Raw genomic sequence first — 18654 nt, 5'->3', positions numbered from 1 at the left:
AAGGTTGAACCCGGCCAGTTTCTCAACCTAAGCCGGGTTTGCAACAGGGCTAGAGACACTCGGCCAAGGTTCTCGCCATGTTGAGAATGACTTGCGGGTAGAGATCGGCTCCGGGTTCCAGATCAGAGCCCAGCGGATCGATTACGCCCGTTTTGGCCTCGGTCCCGTCCAGCACGGTTTTGACGATGCCGGGGTTGAACTGCGGCTCGGCGAGAACGCATTTGATACCTTCTTCGCGGATACGGCTTTGAATCTCGGCGATACGAGCCGGGCTCGGGTCCGCGGCGTCGGCGATGGAAATCGCACCTGCGGCCGGAAAGTCAAATGCATCCTCGAAATACTGGTAGGCGTCGTGGAATACGACGAAGCTTCCTCCGCGAACCGGTCCAAGCGTCTCGGCCACTTGTTCAGACAGCGCGGCCATTTCAGCGCGCGCGGCTGTGGCATTGGAAAAATATGCACCAGCATTGTCCGGGTCGGCAGACGACAGCTGCGCGGCGATCAGGTTCAGCCAGGTTTCTGCATTCGTCGGTGAAAGCCACGCATGTGGGTCGTGCGCGCCATGCGCGTGATCATGATGCTCATCGTGCTTTTCGTGATCTGCATGTTCTTCGTGACCGTGATCATCATCCTTGGCGTGGTCGTCGTGATCATGCTCGTGGTCATCATCCTTTGCATGGTCGTCGTGACCATGTTCATGATCATCGTGATCGTGCCCGTCGTCTTCGATGTGCTCATCATCATGATCATGTTCGTCTTCGCTGCCATGATCGTGTGCCTCGAAAACAGCGCTTTCGCGGAACTCCAGAAGAACCGTACCATCCGCGTTAAGAAGGGACGTGACCGTCGCACTGTCGGCAAGGGTTTCGATGGCACTTTCCATCCAAGGTGTCAGGTCTTCTCCTACCCAGAACACCAGATCGGCATCCTGCAATGCGGCCGCCTCGGACGGGCGCAGGTTGTATTCATGAGGCGAGGCACCGGGTGCGACGATCAGGGCCGGTGTTCCGACGCCGTCCATAACCCGGGAAACGAGCGAGTGGATCGGTGCGATATCAACCGCGACGTTCGGAACGTCCGCGATGGCCGTTCCTCCCATCAATGCAACCGTGATCGAAACTGGAAGAAGCTTTCTGGACATCAGACCCTCTGTGTGATTTTATAACGTTACGAGTGGCAATACATGATATGAAATAACATGACAAGCGATACGAATCCTGTCTCTGTCGATGAGGCGGCCCCGGTCGGGTTTCAGGAACATGACCATCAGAGTTGCGTCAAAACTGCGTTGGTATCCGCCGAGGCGCGCTGCAAGGGCGAGGGGCTGCGCCTGACGCCGGTTCGCCGCAAGGTCTTGGAAATGCTGCTGCAAGAGCATCGGGCCCTTGGTGCCTATGCAATTCTTGACCGCCTGCGAGAGGAAGGGTTCGGGTCTCAACCTCCGGTCGCCTATCGGGCGCTTGATTTCCTTGTTCAAAACGGGTTCGTTCACAAGATCGAGCGGCTGAATGCATTTGTTGCCTGCTCTCATCCCGGCGCGTCGCATTCGCCGGCATTCATGATTTGCAGAAAATGCGATGCTGTTGCCGAGGCGCAGTCCACGCCGGCCAAAGGTGTTCTGGGTGCCGCTGCGCGCGCAGCGGGTTTCGAGATCGAGCGAACGGTTGTAGAAGCCGAGGGACTTTGCCCCGACTGCACCGAAAAGGCCTGAAAATGACGCTCGTCTCAGTCGAGAATCTCAGTGTTCGCTATGGTTCAAACACTGTTCTCAGCCATGTGGACATGGCTGTCGAACCCGGCGAGATCGTCACCATCGTCGGGCCGAACGGGTCGGGCAAAACCAGCCTGTTGCGCGCCATCATCGGTGCGACCAGGCCAAGTGCCGGGCATGTATCGCTGAAACCCGGATTGAAGATCGGGTACGTGCCGCAGAAACTGCACGTGGATCCCACGTTGCCAATCTCGGTCGAGAGATTCATGCGACTGACCGACCGTGTCTCCGGCCGTCAGTGCGTCGAGGCATTGGAAAAAGCGGGCGTCCCGGATCTGTTGAAACGTCAGATGTCGCAACTGTCCGGCGGGCAGTTTCAGCGTGTGTTGCTGGCGCGGGCGTTGATCAACCAGCCTGACCTCCTTCTGCTGGATGAGGCAACCCAGGGGCTGGACCAGCGCGGATCGGCGAGTTTCTATCAGCAGATTGAGGCCGTGCGCCGCGAAACCGGATGTGCAATCCTGATGATCAGTCACGAATTGCACGTGGTCATGAGCGCCTCAGACCGGGTGATTTGTCTGAACGGCCATGTGTGCTGTGAAGGATCGCCGGCGGTGGTCGCTTCGGCACCCGAATACCGGGCCTTGTTCGGAACGGGAACAGGCGGTGCGCTTGCCCTGTACCGGCACGAGCATGATCACCACCACGACCATGATGCAGATCCTCAGGAAGCGGCGGAATGATGCTTGACGATTTCATGATGCGTGCAACGCTTGCAGGTATTGGCGTTGCGTTTGCGGCGGCACCTCTTGGATGTTTCGTAGTGTGGCGCCGCATGGCGTATTTCGGTGATGCAACCGCACATGCCGCGATTCTGGGCGTGGCCCTGTCACTGACCTTTCAGATGTCGATCTTCACCGGTGCGCTGGCTGTTGCGTTGATTATGGCGCTGACGGTCACTTTGTTGGCGGGTCGTGGCTATGCGATGGACACGCTGCTGGGGGTTATGGCGCATTCCGCCTTGGCTTTCGGTCTGGTCGCCGTTTCGTTTTTGTCCGGCGTCCGCATTGATTTGATGGCATATCTGTTCGGCGATATTCTTGCGGTATCCCGTTCGGATCTGCTTGTGATCTGGGGCGGCGCGGCGCTTGTCGTGGCGCTGATCGCTTGGCGATGGGCTCAGCTTTTGACGGCCACATTGAATGAGGAACTGGCCTATGCCAGTGGGTTCGACCCGAGGCGGGAACAGTTGATTCTGACTCTGTCTCTGGCGGTAACCGTGGCTGTTGCGATCAAGGTCGTGGGGGTATTGCTGATTGCGGCGATGCTGATCATTCCCGCGGGAGCGGCACGAAATCTGGCCCGATCGCCCGAATCAATGGCGTTGATAGCGGCAGCAATAGGCGCGATTTCCTCAGTTGCGGGGTTACGGGCAGCTTATGTGTTCGATACTCCGGCGGGGCCATCGATTGTCTGCGTCGCCGCAGTCTTGTTTGCCTGTCTCAGCGTGGTGGGGTGGCGAAGGCAGGGCAGGGCGTGATGGATCTGAGCTCGATTGCGCTGACGAGGTAAACTCATTCGTTGTTCGGCACTTCAGGTGCGCACAGCACAAAAAAGGGCCCGCACACGGATTGCGGGCCCTTTCCGTTCCTTAACGATACAGCTTACTGCGGAATTTCGCCTTCCAGCCCTTCGACATAGAAGTTCATGCCTGCCAGCGTGCCGTCGTCAGCGGTTTCGCCTTCAGCCAGCCAGTCGCTGCCGTCCTGCTTCTTCAGCGGACCGGTGAACGCGTGATAGCTGCCATCTGCAAGCGCCGCCTTCAGGGCCAGCGCCTCTTCCTTGACATCTGCGGGAACCGCGTCCGAAATCTCACCGATTTCAACCATTCCTGCTCCGATACCGTCCCAGGTGTTGGAAGACGTCCAGGTCCCGTCCATTACCGCTTTTGTCCGCGCGATGTAATAGGGGGCCCAGTTGTCGATGATCGATGACACACGCGGAAGCGGTGCGTACTCGCTCATGTCCGACGCCTGACCGAAGGTGATCACATTGCCGGCTTCTTGCGCTGCTGCCTGCGGCGCTGTCGAATCGGTGTGTTGCAGGATTACGTCCGCGCCCTGTTCGATCAAAACAGTGGCGGCGTCAGCTTCTTTCGCCGGGTCGAACCATGTGTAGGCCCAGACGATCTTGAACTCGACATCCGGGTTCACCTTCTTGGCGTGGATATAGGCCGAGTTGATGCCGCGGATCACCTCGGGGATCGGGTAGGAGCCGATATAGCCGATGATGTTCGACTTGGTCATTTTACCGGCGATGTGGCCCTGAACCGCGCGACCTTCGTAGAAACGGGCCGAGTAGACCGAGACGTTGTCGGCGGTTTTATAGCCGGTTGCGTGCTCGAACTTCACGTCCGGGAATTTCTTGGCCACGTTGATGGTCGGGTCCATGTAGCCAAACGAGGTGGTAAAGATCAGATCCGCGCCTTCCAGCGCCATCTGGGTCATCACACGCTCGGCATCCGGGCCTTCGGGAACGGATTCAACGAATACGGTTTCAACCTTGTCGCCGAACTCTTTTTCAACGGCCTGCCGGCCCTTGTCATGTTCATAGGTCCAGCCGCCATCGCCGACCGGGCCGACATAGACGAAACCGACCTTGGTCTTGTCTTCGGCCATGGCCCCCGAGGCCAGACCCAGCGCCATGGCGGCGCTCGTCAGAAGTGCAGTGAATTTCATGTGTTACTCCCCAAGTTGGTACTGTTGGCCCCTAGTGTGAGGCATGGAAGGTCCGGCCCAGCGAGGCAGGTGCGCTGCTCTTGTCGGCCGAAAGGATCACAAGCACAAGGATCGTGATGATATAGGGCGACATTGCCAGATACTCGACGGGAATGGCAACGCCTGCCGCCTGCAAATTAAGCTGCAACACGGTAATGCCGCCGAACAAATAGGCACCCAGCAGGACACGCCACGGCTTCCAGCTTGCAAAGACAACAAGGGCCAATGCGATCCAGCCGACACCGGCGGTCATGCCCTCGGTCCACTGCGGCACGCGGATCAGGCTGATATAGGCCCCGCCCAGACCAGCGCAGGCGCCGCCAAACATGATGGCCAGAATGCGGATCTTGATCACCTTGTAGCCCAGCGCATGCGCGGCATCGTGGTTTTCACCGACTGCCCGCAGGATCAGGCCAAGACGGGTGTATTTAAGCACCGCCCAGACGGCTGCCGTGATTGCGATGCCCACGTACAGGATCGGGTCATGTTGAAACAGGATCGGACCGACAACCGGAATATCGCTGATCAGCGGAATATGGATGTCGCCCATACTGGGGGGTTTGATCCCCACATAGCTTTGCCCCATCAACGCGCTGAACCCCAGACCAAACAGGGTCAGTGCCAGACCACTGGCCACCTGATTGGCCAGCGCAAACTGCGTGAGCAAGACGAACAGCAGCGATAGAACAGCGCCGCCGATCGCAGCAGCAACAAAGCCCAGCCAGGGCGAGCCCGTCTCGACCGAAATCGCGAAGCCACTGATCGCACCGACAATCATCATGCCTTCGACGCCGAGGTTCAGAACGCCTGCTTTCTCAACGACCAGCTCTCCGATCGCAGCAAGCAGCAAGGGGGTCGCGGCCACCATCAGTGAAGCGACCAGAAGTACGGGATTGATTTCACCAAGGTCCATGGGTCACGCCACCTCGTTACGGGCCGCACGGATGCGGTAGTTGGTCAATAGGTCGAAGGCCAGCAGGAAGAACAGCAGCATGCCCTGGAACACCTGAATGGCAGCGGCAGGCAGGCCCAGCTGAGACTGCGCGATTTCACCACCGATATAGGTCAGCGCCATCAGTCCACCGGCCAGCAGAATGCCCACAGGGTGCAGACGGCCCAAAAAGGCCACGATGATAGCAGTGAAACCGTAGCCCACGTTGAAATCGATGCTGACCACGCCTGAAGGGCCGGAAACCTCGAACATGCCTGCAAGTCCTGCAAGCGCGCCGGACAAACCCAGACAGAACAGGATCAACCGGGCCGGGTTCACACCCGCAAATTTCGCGGCGCGCGGTGCTTCGCCGGTCAGGCGGATGTGAAAGCCCAGCATGTGCCGGTTCAGCAGGACATAGGCAAAGATCACTGCGATCAACGCGGTCACAACACCCCAGTGCATGCCGGATCCAGCGATCAGTTCTGCATTGTGCGCACTGTCATAGGATTGCAGATTGCGGGACCCCGGAAAGCCGAACCCTTCGGGGTTCTTCAGCAAACCCAGAGAAACCGAGGCCAGCATCTGCTCGGCCACGTAGACCAGCATCAACGAGACGAGAATTTCGTTGGTGCCGAAACGCACCTTCAGGAAGGCGGGGATCATCGCCCACAACCAGCCGCCGAAGGCGCCGGCAATCACCATGATCGGAAAGATATAGAAGGCGTCCAAAGGGTAAAAGGCCAGCCCGGCACCCGCCCCGAAGATGGCGCCCATGATATACTGTCCCTCGGCCCCGATGTTCCAGATGCCTGCACGAAAGCCCAGCGACAGACCGATGGCGATAAGCACCAGCGGAGCGCCTTTCACCAGCAGCTGCGGGCGGTAATAAAAGGCAAATTCACCAAAAAGAGGTTCCCAGAAGATGGTGCCGATGGCTTCAACCGGATTCTTGCCCAGTATGGCGAACAGTACTCCGCCAAAAAACATCGTCGCCAAAACTGCAATCAACGGCGTCGCATAAGACCAGACCCTGGAAGGCTGAGGACGTTTCTCCAGCACAATCATCAGCTCGTTCCCCTGACTTCTTCATCTTTTCTCAAATACTCTCGCCGAAGGCGGCCCAACAGATCACACATGCGCCACCTCCATTCCGTGGGCACCGCCCATCATCAGCCCGATTTCGTCTACTGTCAGTCCGGTTGTCGGACGTGGTGCACTCAGGCGGCCCTCGTTCAGCGCAGCAAAGCTGTCCGAGATTTCCATCAACTCATCCAGATCCTGAGAGATGCAGACAACCGCCGTTCCCTTTGCCGCCAGGTCGAGAATGGCTTGCCGGATGGCCGCCGCCGCTGCGGCATCCACGCCCCAGGTTGGCTGGTTCACCACCAGCACATCCGGGTTTTGCAGCACTTCGCGTCCGATCACGAATTTCTGTAGGTTCCCCCCGGACAAGGACCGCGCCGCGTTGTCCGGGCCGGGTGTCCGGACGTCAAAAATCTCGATGATCTTCTCCGCAAAGCTCTTGGTCTCGGCCCATTTCAGAAAGCCGTTGCTTTCCAGACCCTCTCGAACCGACCCGGTCAACAGGGCGTTTTCGGTCAGGCTCATGTTCGGGGCGGCGGCATGGCCCAGCCGCTCTTCGGGCGCGGTCAACACGCCAAGTTTGCGTCGCGCAGTCGGACCCAGCTTGCCGATCGCCTGACCGTTGAACTTGATCGCGTCGGCAGATGTCAGGATTTCGCCGGACAGAACGCCCAGCAATTCATCCTGCCCGTTGCCCGCAACGCCGCCAATGCCCAGAACCTCGCCCTTGCGGACGGTCAAATGCACGTTACGCAATGCGGTGCCGAATTCTGACGGAGAAGGCACCGACAGCCCGCTGACATCCAGCGTCACTGCGCCAAATTCACGCTCCGAACGTTCCGGGGTTTGCAGGGCCGTTCCCACCATCAGCTCGGCCATGTCGCGGGCCGAGGTCTCAGAGGGGACACACTCGCCCACATTCTTGCCCAGACGCAGGATCGTGGCGTGATCACACAGGGTCCGTATCTCTTCCAGCTTGTGCGAGATATACAGGATCGATGTGCCCTCGGACCGCAACTTGTTCAGCGTCTCGAACAGGATCTCGACCTCCTGCGGGGTCAACACCGAGGTCGGTTCGTCCATGATCAGCAGTTTCGGGTCTTGCAGGAGGCAACGGATAATTTCAACACGCTGGCGTTCCCCGGCGGACAGATCGCCGACAGTGCGGAACGGATCCAGCGGCAGGCCATAGGTTTCGGACACTTCGCGGATGCGCGAGGCCAGATCACCCATGGCCGGCGGATTTTCCATCCCCAAGGCGATGTTCTCGGCCACGTTCAGCGCGTCAAACAGCGAAAAATGCTGGAACACCATCGCAATTCCGTCAGCCCGCGCGGCGCGGGGTTCAGGCGGCGCAAAGGGCTGACCGCGTAACAGCATGGTGCCACTGTCAGGTTTCACCAGCCCATAGATCATCTTGACCAACGTGGATTTCCCGGCCCCGTTTTCCCCCAACAAGGCGTGAACTTCGCCCTCACCGATATCAAAGGACACCTGGTCATTGGCCACGACACCGGGATAGGCTTTGGTCAACCCTTGCAGGCTCAGCAATGGAGTGGTCACGCGCTCAGGTCCTTCTTCAACTCATTCTGCCGGGCCGGGCGCAGCAGTTGCGCTGCGACGCCCACGGCGATCATCTGCGGGTGTTTGCCCAGCGACGGGTCACCAATCGGGCAGGTAATCCGGCTTATCCGGTCGGGCGGATGCCCAAGAGCCGCCAGCCGCGATCTGAACCGCGCCCATTTGGTAGCCGAGCCGATCAGTCCCGCAAAGCGGAAATCGTGCAAAAGCAGCCTGTTGCACAACTCTAAATCCAGATTGTGTGAATAAGTCAGCACAAGGTGCTCGGCATTGGGCGGTGCATGTCGCACAAGTTCGACCGGTTTCGTCGCTGGCAGATCGGTCACGCCTGCAGGAATCACGTCCGGAAAGCGCTCGGGGCCGGTATCGACCCAAGTGATCGCAAGATCGGGCAGGGGGGACAGAACATCCACCAGCGCCCGTCCGACGTGACCTGCGCCCCAGATCCACAGGTTTCGTGCCGGTTTATGCACCGGTTCGATCATCCAGCCGTCGATCAGGCGTGTTTCGGGTGCAATACCCTGACTGCGTGCTGCCGCCAGCACTCGCTTGACCGAAAGAGGCACGGCACCACCGGATGCTGATCGTGCAATGATCGTATCATCCAGCGTTTCAACCTTCTTGAGATCATAGACTTCGCTGAACAACGAGACCGCTCCGCCGCAACATTGGCCCATGTCCGGTCCCAGCGTGTGATGCGTCAGGCGCGTGGCGACTGTTTGCGATCGTGCGGCCTCTGCGGCCTGGTATTCCAGCGTACCACCACCGATGGTTCCGCTTTGCCCGTCCGTCCAGACCAGCATCGCAGCACCCACCTCGCGCGGGGACGACCCTTTGATCCCGGCGATGACCACCCGAACCACTTTCCCGTGGGTTTTGACCGCCTCCCTCAAAGCCTTAAGGTCAAATCCCATCAGGTGCCTCCCTTCATCCTCTGGACCCCGCGCCAAACCTCTTCGGCCGTGGTCGGAGCGTTCAGGGCCGGGTATCTGTCTCCGCAGGCGGCAACCGCGTTCGACAGCGCCAGCCAGGCCGAGATCCCCAGCATGAAAGGCGGCTCGCCCACAGCTTTCGAACGATAGATGGTGTCCTCGCGGTTTTCGCCATCCCAAAGCCTGACGTTGAAGATGTCCGGCCGGTCCGAGCAGGCCGGAATCTTGTAGGTCGAAGGCGCGTGCGTGCGCAGGTTGCCCGTGTCATCCCAGACCAGCTCTTCGGTCGTCAGCCACCCTGCACCCTGTACATAGCCGCCCTCAACCTGACCTATGTCCAAAGCCGGATTCAGCGACGCGCCCGCGTCATGCAGGATATCCGTTCGCAGAATTCGGTTTTCACCGGTCAGAGTGTCCACCGCCACCTCGGTAACGGAAGCGCCGTAGGCAAAGTAAAAGAAAGGGCGACCGCGCCCGGCGATCCGGTCCCACTCGATCTTGGGCGTCTTGTAGAACCCGGTCGCCGACAGGCTGACGCGCCCTTGATAGGCCAGTGCGGCGGCTTCGGCGAAGGTGTAGCGTTCTTCTGAGACCGAGACATGCCCATCCGAGAACGTGACCGTTGATGGATCGGCCTGATGACGTTCCGCAATATAGGCGGCCATCCGATCACGGATCGTGTCGCATGCGGCCTTCACCGCCATACCGTTCAGGTCACTTCCCGAAGATGCCGCCGTCGCAGACGTGTTCGGTACTTTCGCCGTGTCGGTTGCGGTGATTTTCACCATCTCCAACGGTATGCCAAAGCGCGACGCTGCGACCTGTGCGACCTTCTGGAACAGGCCCTGGCCCATCTCGGTGCCACCGTGATTCAGGTGGACTGATCCGTCCTGATAGACATGCACCAGCGCACCCGCCTGATTGAGGTGGGTCAGCGTGAACGAGATACCAAACTTGACCGGGGAAAAGGCGATGCCCTTTTTGATTACACTGTTCTCGGCATTCCATTTCGCGACAGCGGCCTTGCGCGCGGCATAGTCGCTGGATTTCAGCAACGCCTCGGTCATGCCGTGCAGTTCGAAATCGCTGACCTCCATCCCATAGGGTGTGGTGTTGCCGCCGGCAGGCAGAGGACGCACCGGTGCGTCACCCATTTCAACGGCGCCGCGGCTGGTCAGGTCTTCGTGCGGATCGGGATGCCCCAGTGGTTTTTCTGTCGGTGTGCTCTCGGCCACGGCGTGCGCGGGTGCATAGTAATTCCGGCGGCGCAGTTCGACGGGATCCAAACCCAGCGTATGCGCGGCATGGTCCATGATCCGTTCGATGCCGACCATGCCTTGCGGGCCGCCGAACCCGCGATAGGCGGTGGCAGATTGGGTGTTGGTCTTCAAGCGGTGGCTTTCGATCCGGGCGTTCGGCAAAAGGTAGGCGTTGTCCGAGTGCAGCATCGCCCGGTCGGCCACGGGCAACGACAGGTCCTGCGCCCAGCCGCAGATCGCATAGTGGTGGAATGAGACGCCCTGAATATGGCCATGCTCATCGAACCCGGCCTTGTACGAAATGCGGAAAGCGTGGCGCTTGCCGGTGATGATCATGTCATCGTCACGGTCATAGCGCATCTTGCAGGCCTTGCCGGTTGCGCGGGCGGCCACGGCGCAGGCCACTGCCAAAGCGTTGCCCTGACTTTCCTTGCCGCCAAACCCTCCGCCCATGCGGCGGGTCTCGACCCGGACGGCGTGCATCGGAACACCCAGTGCGTCGGCCACCTTGTGCTGAATCTCGGTCGGGTGCTGGGTCGAGGAATGCACCAGCATATCCGCACCTTCATTCGGAACGGCCAGCGCGGCCTGACCTTCCAGATAGAAATGCTCCTGCCCGCCCAATTCGAACGAACCTTCGATCACATGCGGCGCACTGGCAATGGCCGCATCCGCATCACCCTTGGCATAGATGCGTGGACCGTCTTCAAACCGGCTGTCGGCGGCCAAGGCGTCCGCGATCGTCAGGATCGGCGTTTCCTCGGCATAGTCGACCTTGCCCAATCGCGCCGCTTTGCGGGCGGCCAGATGGCTGGTGGCGACAACCAGGAACACGGGCTGGCCTATATAGTGCACCGTGCCGTCCGACAGCAGCGGCTCATCGTGGATCGAGGGCGAGACATCGTTGGCGAAAGGCAGGTCCTCTGCCGTCATAACCATCACGACACCCTCGGCGTTTTTGACAGCCGACAGATCCATTGCGGTGATCTTGCCCTTGGCGATCGGGCTCAGGCCAAAGGCCAGGTGCAGCGTGCCCTTGGGTGTCGGGATGTCATCCACGTACCGCGCCGCGCCCGAAACGTGCAAAGGGGCGGCGTCGTGGGGCAGGGCTTGCGTCACACTCATGCTGACACCTCCAGCACATTGGTGATCTCGCCCTGATCTTCCAGGAAATACCGTTGCAGCATCGCCTTGGCGGTTTCCAGTCGATACAGAGCCGAGGCGCGCATATCCGTGAGTGGCGAAAAGTCGTCGGCAAACGATGGCAGCGCGGCGTCAACGGTCTTGCGCGTCCACGGTTTGCCGACCAAAGCGGCCTCGACATGGGTTGCCCGTTTCGGAATAGCAGCCATGCCACCATAGGCGATGCGCGCCTGTGTGACGCTGCCCTCCGAAACGGTTATGTTGAAACAGCCGCAGACGGCCGAAATATCCTGATCGAACCGTTTGCTGAGCTTGTAAGCCTTCAGGCGATCTGGCTGGCGGGGGAAGCTGACGGCTTCCACAAACTCGCCCGGAACCCGATCCTGTTTGCCGTAGTCGATGAAGAACTCTTCCAGCGGGATCGACCGCCGCTCGTCGCCCTTGCGCAGATGCAGCGTCGCCCCCAGCGCGATCAGCGCGGGCGGGTTGTCCCCGATGGGCGAACCGTTTGCGATATTGCCGCCCACGGTGGCCGCATGGCGCACTTGCACGCTGGCATAGCGGCGGATCATCTCGGCATAGGACGGATGCAGATCGGCCATCGCCGCGCTCATGCGATTCATGTCGACCATTGCGCCAAAGCGGACTTCTTCACCGCTGAGCGTGATCTTCTTCAAATCATTACAGCGGTTGAGGAAGATCACCGGGTCCAGTTCGCGCAGTTGCTTGGTAACCCAAAGGCCCACATCGGTCGCACCAGCGACCAGTGTCGCATTCGGGTTCTCGGCATATACGGCGGCCAACTCGTCGGATGAGGTTGGCAGTATGCGCGCAGCGGCAATCGTTGCAGGTGGTTTATCTTTGACCCAAACCGGAACGGGCTGTTCCTCGGCCGCTTTCGCTGCGCGAATGATCGGCGCATAGCCGGTGCAGCGGCACAGGTTGCCTGCTAGCAAAGTGTCATGGTCCGTTGCACCGTTCGTGTGCCCGGCCACCATCGACATGACGAAACCGGGTGTGCAGAAGCCGCATTGCGAACCGTGCAGATCAACCATTGCCTGCTGAACCGGGTGCGCTTCGCCATTCGGGCCGCTGGCGCCTTCAACCGTGCGCACCGCTTTGCCGTGCAGCTGCGGCAGAAACAGAATGCACGAGTTCAGTGCCTTGGCGCCTTCGTCATCCGTCACCATCACGGTGCAAGCCCCGCAATCGCCTTCGTTGCAGCCTTCCTTTGTGCCGGTCAGGCCGCGATCTTCGCGCAGCCAATCCAGCAGGGTGGCTGTCGGATCGATATCAGCCAACTCCACTGTCTCTCCGTTCAGAAGAAACGTGATGTTCATTCGAGAAACCCGTCGCCTTACCCGGTTGCGCCCTTGTGGCCCTCCTTCGATGCGACGTAGAAAGAGTGGCGGGCGAATTGCTTGCCATGAGATGTTAGAAACAGCGCGGCTTGTCTGGCAAGAAAAACCGCCTCTGTTATACACCATTAGACGTATACGGCCTGAGACCGCCTTTTCTGATTAATGGGCAGCCACTTGTAAATAAAGCGGTTTTTGATTGCGACGCCCAGTCAATCCCGAAGCACCTTCTGAAAAAGCCGAATAATCAATGGCGATTTTTTTTGCGGCAAACGCAACGCGGTTCAGTCTTTTGCCGCGCAGCCGGCTGGGGTAGCTTGGGCGTCATGAGCAGTTCTCCACGATTCATCCACCTCCGCGTTCACACTGAATATTCCCTTCTGGAAGGCGCCGTGCGGCTGAAAAAGCTGCCGGGCCTGTGCGAGAAGATGGAAATGCCGGCGGTCGCCGTGACGGATACCAATTCGATGTTTTCGGCGCTGGAATTCGCGGTCACCGCAAGCGGCGCCGGGGTACAGCCGATCATGGGGTGCCAGGTCGATCTGACCTATGTCCAGGCCCAGCCGGGCGAGAAGCCAAAAACGCCGGCGCCTCTGGTGCTACTGGCGCAGTCCGAGACCGGGTACGAAAACCTGATGAAACTCAGCACGTGTCTCTATGTGGACAAGGGCGGGCAACTGCCTCAGGTCACTTTGGAAGAACTGGCCGACCGATCTGAAGGGTTGATCTGCCTGTCCGGTGGACCTGACGGCCCGGTCGGGATGCTGCTGCAACAGGGTCAGCGCCCGGCGGCCGAAGCGTTGGTCGATCGGCTGGCGGCAATGTTCCCCAACCGGTTTTATATCGAGCTTCAGCGCCATCCGGGTGAAGATGGCCAACCCGAGGCCGAACGCCTGACAGAACGCGGCCATGTCGAGATGGCCTATGCCAAGAACCTGCCGCTGGTCGCCACGAATGACGTCTATTTCCCGACGCCGGACATGTACGAAGCGCATGACGCGCTGATCTGCATATCGGAAGGGGCCTATGTCGACCAGCAGGAAGGCCGCCGTCGTCTGACGGCGCAGCACTACTTCAAGTCACAACAAGAGATGGCGACCCTGTTCGCCGACTTGCCCGAGGCCATCGAAAACACCGTCGAGATCGCCAGACGCTGCGCGTTCATGGCCTATCGACGCGACCCGATCCTGCCGAAATTCGCGGATGACGAGGTGGCCGAGCTGCGGCGCATCGCCAATGAGGGCTTGCAGAAACGTCTGGCCGTGATCCCGCATGCGGTGACGCCCGAGGAATACCAGGAACGTCTGGATTTCGAACTGGGCATCATCGAAAGCATGGGTTTCCCCGGCTACTTTCTGATCGTCGCGGATTTCATCCAATGGGCCAAGGATCACGACATTCCGGTCGGGCCGGGGCGGGGCTCGGGCGCGGGCTCGCTGGTGGCCTATGCGCTGACGATCACCGACCTTGACCCGCTGCGCTACAGCCTGCTGTTCGAACGCTTCCTGAACCCCGAACGGGTCTCGATGCCCGACTTCGACATCGACTTCTGCATGGATCGCCGCGAAGAGGTGATCCGTTACGTGCAGCAGAAATACGGCCGCGACAAAGTGGGTCAGATCATCACCTTCGGCGCGCTCTTGTCCAAGGCCGCAGTGCGCGACATCGGGCGGGTGCTTCAAATGCCATATGGGCAGGTGGACCGCCTGTCCAAGATGATCCCGGTTGAGGGGGTGAAACCTGTTTCCATCGAAAAGGCGCTGAAAGACGAACCCCGCCTGCGCGAGGCCGCGCACGAGGAAGAGGTGGTCGACCGCCTGCTGACCTATGGCCAGCAGGTCGAGGGGCTGTTGCGGAATGCTTCGACCCACGCGGCAGGCGTGGTGATCGGCGACCGTCCTCTGGATGCGCTGGTGCCGATCTATCAGGACCCGCGTTCGGACATGCCCGCGACCCAGTTCAACATGAAATGGGTGGAACAGGCCGGGCTGGTAAAGTTCGACTTTCTGGGTCTGAAGACCCTGACCGTTATCCAGAACGCGATGGACCTGATTTTCAAATCCGGGCGCCCATTGCACATCGCCGCCGATGGCACTGAACTTTATGAGCCCGCCGAGGGGGCTGAAAACCAGATCAACGCCATCCCGCTGGATGATGAGGCGACGTACAAGCTCTATTCCGCGGCCAAGACCGTGGCGGTGTTCCAGGTGGAAAGCTCGGGCATGATGGACGCGCTCAAGCGCATGAAACCCACCTGCATCGAGGACATCGTGGCGCTTGTGGCGCTCTACCGTCCTGGCCCGATGGAGAACATCCCCACCTATTGCGAGGTCAAGAACGGCCAGCGCGAGATCACCTCGGTCCACGCGCTGATCGACCATATCCTCGAGGAAACGCAGGGCATCATCGTCTACCAGGAGCAGGTGATGCAGATCGCGCAGGTCATGGCGGGATACAGCCTTGGCGGCGCCGACCTGCTGCGCCGCGCGATGGGCAAGAAGATCAAAGAGGCGATGGATGCCGAACGCCCGAAATTCGAGGCCGGCGCGGCCAAGAACGGCGTGGACGCCAAGAAGGCCTCCGAGGTGTTCGACCTCTTGGAGAAATTCGCCAACTACGGCTTCAACAAGTCCCACGCGGCGGCCTATGCGGTGGTCAGCTATCAGACCGGCTGGCTCAAGGCGAACCACCCGGTCGAGTTCATGGCCGGGGTCATGAACTGCGATATCCACCTGACCGACAAGCTGGCGGTGTATTTCGAAGAGGTCCGCAAGGGGCTGGGCCTGCCCTACGTGCCGCCCTGCGTGAACCGCTCGCTAGCGACCTTCGACGTGGTGGATGGCCAACTGGTCTATGCGCTCGGCGCGCTGAAAAACGTGGGCGTCGAGGCGATGAATCTGGTGGTGCAGGGCAGGGGAGACAAACCGTTCGTCAACCTCTTTGACTTCGCCCGCCGGGTCGACCTGAAGAAGGTCGGCAAACGTCCGCTGGAAATGCTGGCGCGTGCCGGCGCTTTTGATGAGCTCGACAAGAACCGTCGCCGCGTGTTCGAAAGCCTTGACCGTCTGGTGCAGTATTCGGCGGCGATCCATGAACAGAAAAACTCCAATCAGGTGTCTCTGTTCGGCGAGGCAGGCGACGACCTGCCCGAACCGCGCCTGTCGCCGACGCCGGACTGGCTGCCGGCCGAACGCCTCAGCGAAGAATTCAAGGCCATCGGCTTCTATCTCTCGGGGCATCCGCTGGACGATTACATGCCCGCGCTGAAGCGCAAACAGGTGATGACGCTGGACGAGGTGACGGAAAAGGCCCGGTCTGGTCCGTTCATCGCCAAGATGGCCGGGGTTGTCGCCGGGCGGCAGGAGCGGAAATCGGCCAAGGGCAACCGCTTTGCTTTCGTTCAAATGTCTGATCCCACCGGCGCCTATGAGGTCACGCTGTTTTCGGACACGTTGGAGAAGTGCCGCGAGTTTCTGGAAACCGGCGCGCAGGTGGTTCTGACCGCCGAGGCGACGATGGAAGCCGATCAGCTCAAGCTGCTGGGCCGCTCGGTTGGCCCTGCGGATTCCCTTGTGGCCGAAGCCGGAGCAACCGGGTTGCGCATCTTTGTTGACGAAGCGCAGGTCGTACCAACGGTCGCCAAGGTGCTCGAGGACGCCGCCGGGGCGGCGCGCGGGGCCTCGAAGGGGCCGATCCAGCTCTGCCTGATGGCGCCGGGGTTGCCGGGCGATGTCGAGATGGATCTGGGCCAGGACTTTCCGATCAACCCGCAGATCAAGGGCGCGATCAAGTCGCTGGACGGGGTGCTGTCGGTCGAGGAACTGTAGCAGGAAGCCGGGGCTTCGCTTTCAGTCGCCGGGATGGCGGCTTGCGGACACCTCTGGCTGGCCGAAAAATCTTGCAATGCGTGTCTGTCGGGCAATACGATTTAGCCACGATAGACACGACCATTATTCAGTCGTTTGTCTTCCGATGTATTTGAGAGGGTATTCCTGATGCCACGTTTGCTGAATCTTGTCTGGCTGGCGGGTTTTGCCATGTCAACCAGCGCCGCGACCGCGCAGGAGGCCGCCGACACGATCTATACTGGCGGACCGATCCTCACGATCAACGATGCTCAGCCGACCGCCGAGGCCGTCGCGGTTAAGAACGGGCGTATCCTCGCCGTCGGCGCGCTTGCGGAAATCATGGCGCACCGGGGCGACGCGACGGAATTGTTCGATCTTGACGGCCGGGCGATGCTGCCGGGCTTTGTCGACAGTCACGGGCACGTGGTTTTCGGTGGCCTGCAAGCCTTGTCGGCGAACCTTCTTTCGCCGCCGGACGGCGGGGTCACGGACATTGCCAGCCTGCAACAGGCGCTGCGCGACTGGATCGATGCAAACAGGGATGCGGTCGAGAAGGCCGGAGTGATCATCGGCTTCGGCTATGACAACGCCCAGCTAGCCGAGAAGCGCCACCCGACCCGCGAAGACCTTGACGCGATCTCTCAGGAGCTTCCCATCGTGATTGTCCACCAGTCCGGCCATCTCGGCGTGGCGAACTCGAAGACGCTTGAGATTGTCGGCTACGATGCATCGACGCAGGACCCGGCCGGTGGCAAGATTCGGCGGGAAGCCGATGGCGCGCCGAACGGGGTTCTTGAGGAATACGCGTTTTTCGGGACGCTCGTCCCCGTCCTGAAGCAACTCGGTCCGGACGCCTTCGCGGAATTCGCGGTTGCCGGGTCCAAACTCTGGGCGCGTTTTGGCTACACCACGGGGCAGGACGGCCGGTCCTCGGGGTTTGCCGTCGAGTCGCTGAAGGCCATGGCGGCCGACGGCAGGATACCGATTGACGTCGTGGCCTATCCCGATGTGTTGGAAGCGAGGGATTATATTGGCGACAATGTTTCGAAAGAATATGAAAACGGTATTCGCGTGGGCGGTTGCAAGTTGACGATCGACGGCTCGCCGCAAGGCTTTACCGCGCTCCGCGACCGTCCCTACTATGACCCGGTTGGCGACTATCCCGCAGGCTACAAGGGGTACTCGGCGGTGACAATCGAGCAGGTGCAGGATGCCGTGAACTGGTGTTACGAGAATGGCATCCAGATCATCACCCATTCCAATGGCGAAGGCGCGTCGGACATGCTCATTGCTGCGCTTCAGGCTGCGCAGGACACGTATGGCGATCCGGGCAACCGCCCCGCACTGATACACGGCCAGTTCCTGCGCGAGGACCAGGTCGACGCCTACAAGCGGCTGGGCGTGTTCATGTCCCTTTTCCCGATGCACACCTTCTATTGGGGCGACTGGCACCGCGACCACACCGTAGGCCCGGTCAATGCCGAGAACATTTCGCCCACTGGTTGGCTGCTCGAGCGGGGCATGATATTCGGCTCGCATCACGACGCGCCGGTCGCCTTGCCTGACAGCATGCGCATACTGGATGCCACCGTGACCCGGCGCACGAGATCGGGTGACATTCTTGGCCCCCGTCACCGGGTCGACGTCGCGACCGCGCTCAAGGCGCTGACGATCTGGCCCGCCTGGCAGCATTTCGAGGAAAACGACAAGGGGTCGATCGAGGCGGGCAAGCTTGCCGATTTCGTGCTCCTCTCCGAAGATCCCACCGCCATCGACCCCGAGACGCTGGACGCCGTCAGGATCATGGCGACGATCAAGGAAGACACGGTGATCTACGAGGCGCGCGACGAGGTGAAGAAGGGCGAAATCCGCTCTTCGCCCTTCATGAGCGACCCGGTGTCAGCGCACAACTTTCTTCACGCGATGTATCAGGCAACCGGTGTGGAGAGGCCGTGGCTTCAGCAGCTGATGTTCCGGTTGGAATGAATTCGGGAATCGAGCTGGACCGGGTGTAGTCGGTCGAGGATC

Annotated in this window: 13 protein-coding genes; 5 read left to right on the top strand and 8 right to left on the bottom strand. The window is 60.3% G+C overall.

Annotation, left to right across the window (positions count from 1 at the left end):
- Positions 1–49: 49 nt before the first annotated feature.
- Positions 50–1141, bottom strand: coding sequence for a zinc ABC transporter substrate-binding protein (locus ACR0I0_RS07540; protein ID WP_480490817.1), 1092 nt, complete (start codon positions 1139–1141; stop codon positions 50–52).
- A 57-nt stretch (positions 1142–1198) separates the two neighbouring features.
- Here ACR0I0_RS07540 and ACR0I0_RS07535 point away from each other — a divergent pair, with 57 nt between their 5' ends.
- Genes ACR0I0_RS07535 through ACR0I0_RS07525 form a run of 3 tightly spaced genes read left to right on the top strand, consistent with a single transcriptional unit; the run spans position 1199 to position 3251 of the window.
- Complete coding sequence (locus ACR0I0_RS07535) at positions 1199–1711, top strand: Fur family transcriptional regulator (RefSeq protein ID WP_171119062.1); 513 nt, start codon at positions 1199–1201, stop codon at positions 1709–1711.
- 2 nt (positions 1712–1713) lie between these two features.
- Entirely contained in the window at positions 1714–2454 is a 741-nt protein-coding gene (locus ACR0I0_RS07530) for a metal ABC transporter ATP-binding protein (protein ID WP_171723877.1), read from the top strand.
- Positions 2454–3251, top strand: a complete 798-nt coding sequence (locus ACR0I0_RS07525; RefSeq protein ID WP_171637225.1) for a metal ABC transporter permease — start codon at positions 2454–2456, stop codon at positions 3249–3251. Before ACR0I0_RS07530 ends, ACR0I0_RS07525 begins: the two co-directional genes overlap by 1 nt.
- A 124-nt stretch (positions 3252–3375) precedes the next feature.
- Here ACR0I0_RS07525 and ACR0I0_RS07520 read toward each other — a convergent pair whose 3' ends face one another.
- The 7 genes from ACR0I0_RS07520 to xdhA form a co-directional block, all read right to left on the bottom strand.
- The gene (locus tag ACR0I0_RS07520) at positions 3376–4449 is read right to left on the bottom strand and encodes a BMP family ABC transporter substrate-binding protein (RefSeq protein WP_171637080.1); all 1074 of its coding nucleotides are present in this window, start codon (positions 4447–4449) and stop codon (positions 3376–3378) included.
- A gap of 31 nt (positions 4450–4480) precedes the next feature.
- Positions 4481–5401: an ABC transporter permease gene (locus ACR0I0_RS07515; protein WP_171232333.1), complete on the bottom strand. Its 921-nt coding sequence runs from the start codon at positions 5399–5401 to the stop codon at positions 4481–4483.
- A 3-nt stretch (positions 5402–5404) separates the two neighbouring features.
- The gene (locus ACR0I0_RS07510; RefSeq protein ID WP_171637078.1) at positions 5405–6487 is read right to left on the bottom strand and encodes an ABC transporter permease; all 1083 of its coding nucleotides are present in this window, start codon (positions 6485–6487) and stop codon (positions 5405–5407) included.
- A gap of 63 nt (positions 6488–6550) precedes the next feature.
- On the bottom strand, positions 6551–8068 hold the full coding sequence (locus tag ACR0I0_RS07505) for an ATP-binding cassette domain-containing protein (RefSeq protein WP_171723876.1): 1518 nt from the start codon (positions 8066–8068) through the stop codon (positions 6551–6553).
- Entirely contained in the window at positions 8065–9000 is a 936-nt protein-coding gene (xdhC, locus tag ACR0I0_RS07500; protein WP_480490814.1) for a xanthine dehydrogenase accessory protein XdhC, read from the bottom strand. The genes ACR0I0_RS07505 and xdhC overlap by 4 nt, the downstream gene beginning before the upstream one ends.
- On the bottom strand, positions 9000–11402 hold the full coding sequence (gene xdhB, locus ACR0I0_RS07495; protein ID WP_480490812.1) for a xanthine dehydrogenase molybdopterin binding subunit: 2403 nt from the start codon (positions 11400–11402) through the stop codon (positions 9000–9002). Before xdhB ends, xdhC begins: the two co-directional genes overlap by 1 nt.
- Positions 11399–12760 (bottom strand): xanthine dehydrogenase small subunit, encoded by a 1362-nt coding sequence (xdhA, locus tag ACR0I0_RS07490; RefSeq protein WP_480490810.1) that lies wholly within the window; start codon positions 12758–12760, stop codon positions 11399–11401. Before xdhA ends, xdhB begins: the two co-directional genes overlap by 4 nt.
- Before the next feature lie 344 nt (positions 12761–13104).
- Between xdhA and dnaE the strand changes: the two genes are divergently transcribed.
- A complete protein-coding gene (gene dnaE, locus ACR0I0_RS07485; protein WP_480490808.1) occupies positions 13105–16605 on the top strand; it encodes a DNA polymerase III subunit alpha in 3501 nt (1166 codons plus the stop codon).
- Between the two features lie 168 nt (positions 16606–16773).
- Positions 16774–18612, top strand: a complete 1839-nt coding sequence (locus tag ACR0I0_RS07480) for an amidohydrolase (RefSeq protein ID WP_480490807.1) — start codon at positions 16774–16776, stop codon at positions 18610–18612.
- Positions 18613–18654: the final 42 nt, after the last annotated feature.

The sequence above is a fragment of the Ruegeria sp. AG6 genome, from assembly GCF_056541565.1.
This window is presented reverse-complemented; position numbering and strand designations above follow the sequence as displayed.